We start from the raw sequence: 4,737 nt of genomic DNA on the forward strand, positions 1-4,737 counted from the left end.
GCAGCCTTTTTTATTATAATTTTCAACATATTTCTCGCGCATATTGTGACAAAAAGAGACAATTATTACAACAGTGTAACATATTTTATAAAAACATTACACGAGCAGTGAAAATAATAGTATACTAGGACTTACATACTGTTATTTTCATCATTTTTATACAAAAAATGTAATACATATATTTATACACAAATTTCTGGGGGGAAATAAATGAAGCTAAGTAAAATACTGATCGGTTCTGCAATTGCAGGGGGCATATTACTTTGTGTAGGCGGTATTGGTGGATATCAATATGTATCCAAATTAAATAATCAATTAAATAACACCGCATTACCAAATACTACGTTTGAAGGTATTTCTCTTGAGGGAAAAAATAAAGCAGATATTCAAGCAATTATTAATCAAAAAGTAAATGAATTAGATCAAAAATCCCTTACCTACATATTCCAAGATGATAAACAAACTTACATATGGAAAGATTTAGGTATAAATTATAAAGAGAAAGATATTGCAAACAAAATCTTTAAAGAACAAGAAGGAAACGTAATGAGTCGTTACAAAATGCGGAAGCAAGCTGAAAACGATGAATTAAAACGTGACTATAAATTAACACCACAATTAAATACAACAGCTTATGAAACCTTTATAAAAGATAAATATAATGAAACATTAAAAAATCCTATTAATGCAGAATTAAGTGTTGAAGGCTCGACTGTAAATGTTAGTCAAAGTCAAAACGGAGAAAAAATTGATAAAGGCAAACTAAGCGATTTAACAAACGAAGCTATTACTACTGGTAAATCAGATGTTACATTACCGGTTACATTAATAAAACCAGAACGTTCTACAGAAGATATACAGAAAATGGGGATTAAAGAAGTAATTGCTGAGTACTCTACTCCAATGGCTGGCCGTAATGGTAATCAATCCTTTAACGTAAACAAATCAGCTAATACTTTAAGTGGAGTTATTGTAGCACCTGATGAAACGTTTAGTTTTAATGGCCGTGTTGGTGTAACTGATGCTGCACATGGTTATAAATCTGCAGCAGTATATTCACAAGGTAAAGTTATACAAAGTGCAGGCGGAGGCGTTTGCCAAGTCAGTAGTACTTTATATAGCGCAGCTTTAAGAGCAGATTTAGGAATTGTTTCTCGAAGTAATCATTCTATGCCCGTAAATTATTTACCACTTGGGCAAGATGCAGCAGTGGCAGATTATGGTCCGGACTTAAAATTTAAAAACAATACAGGTAATCATATTTATATTCAAGCATTTTCAAATGGAGGTAGTATTACTACACGCATTTTCGGTACAAATACTGGTAAAAATGTTGAAGTTTCTTCTCAAGTAATTAGTAGAACTGATGATAAAATAACAGCGGTTACGTATAAAAAAGTAACACAAAATGGTGAAGTACTATCAAACGGACAAATTTCAAAAAGCGTATATCAAAGTGCCCCAAAACAATGAGATACTATCAAACGGACAAATTTCAAAAAGCATAAAGAAAAAGGCGTGATCTACTCACGCCTTTTTCTTTTGCAGTAATAGTAAAAAAGTTTCAAGATGATCCTTCGTTTCTTCTAAAGACCATATACGATTCCCTTGCTTCGCAGCTAATACGCACGCTTCTTCCCACGCGTTCTTTTTCTTCATATATACTAATTCATCGCGTAATTTCAAAACAATTTCTTCATCTTCTTGCTCTATAAACTCTTCCATCACGCTTACTATTTCATCCTCATGAATACTTAACGTACAGTATGATTTAAGAAAGTATTGTAATGTCGTATGCATATGTACTCCCCCTTCTTATTTGTCAGATGGATAAGAAGTAATAATCTTATATCCTAAATCTCCTGACTTATCTCTCGCTAAAACAGTAACAGTTTTTACTAACTTGTCTTTTACATTCATATTTTTCTTTATTACCGTTTTCCCAACTGGGAATGAATGAGTTGTATTTAATACGAGACGAGCCTCTTTAGAATTTTTTAACCAATCTTGAATTTCTTTATCATGTTGCTTCAAACTATCTTTTACAGCTTTCGTCGCTGTTTCTTTATCATAGTATGTACTTGCCGCTGATACTTTATCTGTCTTCAAACGATTCTTCAAATCCTCTTCTGATTTGCCTACATGCCTTTCAATCGTATGACCATTTTTAGGCGGCCCTTCCATTTCATCTAAAATATTATCACTAATTTTTTCTACTGACGTACCTTGATGCCCTGTTTGTTTCTCTGTTTTTTGTTCTTTTCCTGCACATCCACTTAAGATCAGCATTAGTGCCAATAAACTACTCAAGAAAAGACTACTTATTCGTTTCATCATATCACCTCTTCCATGATTATTATCGTAACTTCATTAAAAGTCAATTTCACAATGAAAAAACACATACATTTTTTAAATCCTTCAGCTATTTTGCTATATTTACCACTCTATTTTCATCAAATCACTGTTTTTCCCCTTTTTAAATATATACCCCCTTATTTTTAAAATTATTTCCCGGATATATATACCAATCGTAATTATCATAAAACCCTTTTAACCAAAGGCTTTATACACATTTTATGAAACCTTAAAAATATACCCCTGTTTTTATATACCCAATACCCATATAAGGTATATAAGATCCTCTCTATCAACGTTTTTCTACATTATGTAAATTTGCACTTGCCTATACAATGGAAATATGGTGTAATGCAAAAAAAGATAAAGGATTTTAAACAATGGCTGAAACAATTCAAAACTTCTTAACAGACTATTATTCCATCGCAATTCCACTTAGTATCTTAATCAACATCATCATTAGTCTTTTAGGTTTTATCCCTAGTATTTTTTTGACCGCCATTAATATACAGCTCTTTGGTGTAACGAATGGCACAATCATTTCGATCGCAGGCGAGGCATTAGGGGCTATTATCTCGTTTTATATTTATCGCATAGGCCTTCAAAAGTTCACTCACGATAAAGTAAATAAGCACCCAAAGGTAGAGCGTCTTCTTTATGTAGAAGGCAGAGAGGCCTTTCTACTCGTTTTATCGTTTCGATTGATACCTTTCATCCCATCAAGTGTCGTTACTTTATTTGCAGCTCTAGGCAAAATGTCATTACTCTCTTTCAGTATTGCCAGCACAATAGGTAAAATACCGGCCTTATTGATTGAAGTATATTCGGCATACCAAGTTATGAACGGAACAAATGAAGCGAAGTGGATTGTAACAATCGCAGGTTGCATTGGATTGCTTTATTTGTGGAAAAAATGGAGAAAAAAATAAAGAAGGAGCCTATGCTCCTTCTTTATTTTTGAAGTATTTTATTAATAACTTCCCTTAAAGCCTTAATTTACACCATCACCATCTCCGTATACCATTTGAGAGCCATTCCAGAACGCATTATTATACTTACTTCCGTAATGAACTGTTGATTTTAATGGTGCCCCTGCATAGTAATGAGTATCTACTGCTGCTGCATCATATGCCGCATTGAAAACATTATCTGTATCTACCCATAACGTTCCAGGCAATGTGGTACGATTTTTCGCATCATACGTAAAAATCGTTGCTCCGCGCGTATTATCTTGTAAATAGTAAGACGAGACAGATAATGTTGTATTGATTGATTTCGTATCTCCTAATACACCTTTACCTGTTCCCACTTTATTTGTTCCAGTTACAGGTTTTCCAACTGCTTTTGCCTCTTGGTTAGGAGCATCTTGTTTAACTGGTGACTTATCATCATTTGTTACATGATCAATTTCATTATATTTGAGGGTGTTGCAAAACTAAAATAAACATGCAATGTTATGAATCAGAAAAACTAGCTGAACATGTAATAGATAGCGATTTTGACCATACCAACGTGGCTGTTCCATCCCTTTATCTTTGAGATTATTAAATTGTTGTTCAATTTCCCCACGTTCTTTCATCAACTGTTTGCCAAAGAGGGTTTGTACAAAATGAGACAATACACGACGATGTGTACTCTTGATTTGTTCACCATTCCTTGGATTGATTGGATCCATAGCAAAGATGTTTGATATTCGTGCAATTTCATAAATGTGCTGACTATCATAAGCAGCATCTGCAACGGAAAATAACACATTTCTGTCTTGTATATCTCGAAGCAATACAGGAGCTATTTTGCTATCATGTACGTTCGCTGTTGTAAATACATACGACAATACAACACCTTCTGGTGTAGAACAGACATGAGCTTTATATCCCTTATACCAACCACAACGAGTAGATTCCCCCCCATTTTGCTTGAGAATCATATAAACTACTCCGTAAGGCAGTGCTATCAATTAAAACGCACGGAATCAATCCTAAATTCATTTCTTGAAGAATTTGTTTATGAATCAACAGAATACCTTCGTTGCGAAACCAAGTACCTACACGTGAAAAAGTGGATATATGAGGAACAAAAGAAAGACCACAAGATACACGAAATGAAGGATATTGATGCAAAAAACGGGTTAACTTGCGGAATGAATTGATTTGGAATACCGTTTTTACAAAAAAACATTTGAGTAAAGCTTTTCTACAGATGGGTGGACGGCCTGTAATAGGCGGAACGCCTCCAATGGTTAAACTGTCTACGTAGGCAAATAAAATTTGTAAAATGGATTGATTCTGATCAAAATTGGTTATCATACTAGTAAATCCGTTTTCCTGGACTTGGATCTAAGAACCTGTCTAAAATCTAGGTTATAATCTATGTAAAAAGGAT

4 protein-coding genes and 2 pseudogenes are annotated in these 4,737 nt (G+C 33.8%); 2 read left to right on the forward strand and 4 right to left on the reverse strand.

Annotation, left to right across the window (positions count from 1 at the left end):
* The first annotated feature begins 210 nt into the window (after positions 1–210).
* Positions 211–1,473 carry a VanW family protein gene (locus CDB3_RS21205; protein WP_128855853.1) on the forward strand — a complete coding sequence of 421 codons (1,263 nt, stop codon included), beginning with the start codon at positions 211–213 and terminating at the stop codon, positions 1,471–1,473.
* A 54-nt stretch (positions 1,474–1,527) separates the two neighbouring features.
* Here CDB3_RS21205 and CDB3_RS21210 read toward each other — a convergent pair whose 3' ends face one another.
* Entirely contained in the window at positions 1,528–1,800 is a 273-nt protein-coding gene (locus CDB3_RS21210) for a hypothetical protein (protein ID WP_128855854.1), read from the reverse strand.
* A gap of 15 nt (positions 1,801–1,815) precedes the next feature.
* On the reverse strand, positions 1,816–2,334 hold the full coding sequence (locus CDB3_RS21215) for an RNase A-like domain-containing lipoprotein (protein WP_128855856.1): 519 nt from the start codon (positions 2,332–2,334) through the stop codon (positions 1,816–1,818).
* A 401-nt stretch (positions 2,335–2,735) separates the two neighbouring features.
* Between CDB3_RS21215 and CDB3_RS21220 the strand changes: the two genes are divergently transcribed.
* Positions 2,736–3,284, forward strand: a complete 549-nt coding sequence (locus tag CDB3_RS21220) for a TVP38/TMEM64 family protein (protein WP_128855855.1) — start codon at positions 2,736–2,738, stop codon at positions 3,282–3,284.
* A gap of 68 nt (positions 3,285–3,352) precedes the next feature.
* On the opposite strand, the pseudogene CDB3_RS21225 reads toward CDB3_RS21220, so the two are convergent.
* Both CDB3_RS21225 and CDB3_RS21230 read right to left on the reverse strand, forming a co-directional pair.
* Positions 3,353–3,775 (reverse strand): annotated as a pseudogene (locus CDB3_RS21225) (M4 family metallopeptidase); the annotation flags it as partial.
* A 15-nt stretch (positions 3,776–3,790) separates the two neighbouring features.
* A pseudogene (locus tag CDB3_RS21230) lies at positions 3,791–4,661 on the reverse strand (transposase).
* Positions 4,662–4,737 lie beyond the last annotated feature (76 nt).

This window comes from Bacillus sp. CDB3, assembly GCF_002081505.1.
GTDB lineage: Bacteria > Bacillota > Bacilli > Bacillales > Bacillaceae_G > Bacillus_A > Bacillus_A cereus_AT.

Bases quoted from the DNA above. Each gene is read 5' to 3' on its own strand.
- CDB3_RS21205 (WP_128855853.1), top strand. From the start codon at position 211: ATGAAGCTAAGTAAAATACTGATCGGTTCTGCAATTGCAGGGGGCATA.
- CDB3_RS21210 (WP_128855854.1), bottom strand. From the start codon at position 1,800: ATGCATACGACATTACAATACTTTCTTAAATCATACTGTACGTTAAGT.
- CDB3_RS21215 (WP_128855856.1), bottom strand. From the start codon at position 2,334: ATGAAACGAATAAGTAGTCTTTTCTTGAGTAGTTTATTGGCACTAATG.
- CDB3_RS21220 (WP_128855855.1), top strand. From the start codon at position 2,736: ATGGCTGAAACAATTCAAAACTTCTTAACAGACTATTATTCCATCGCA.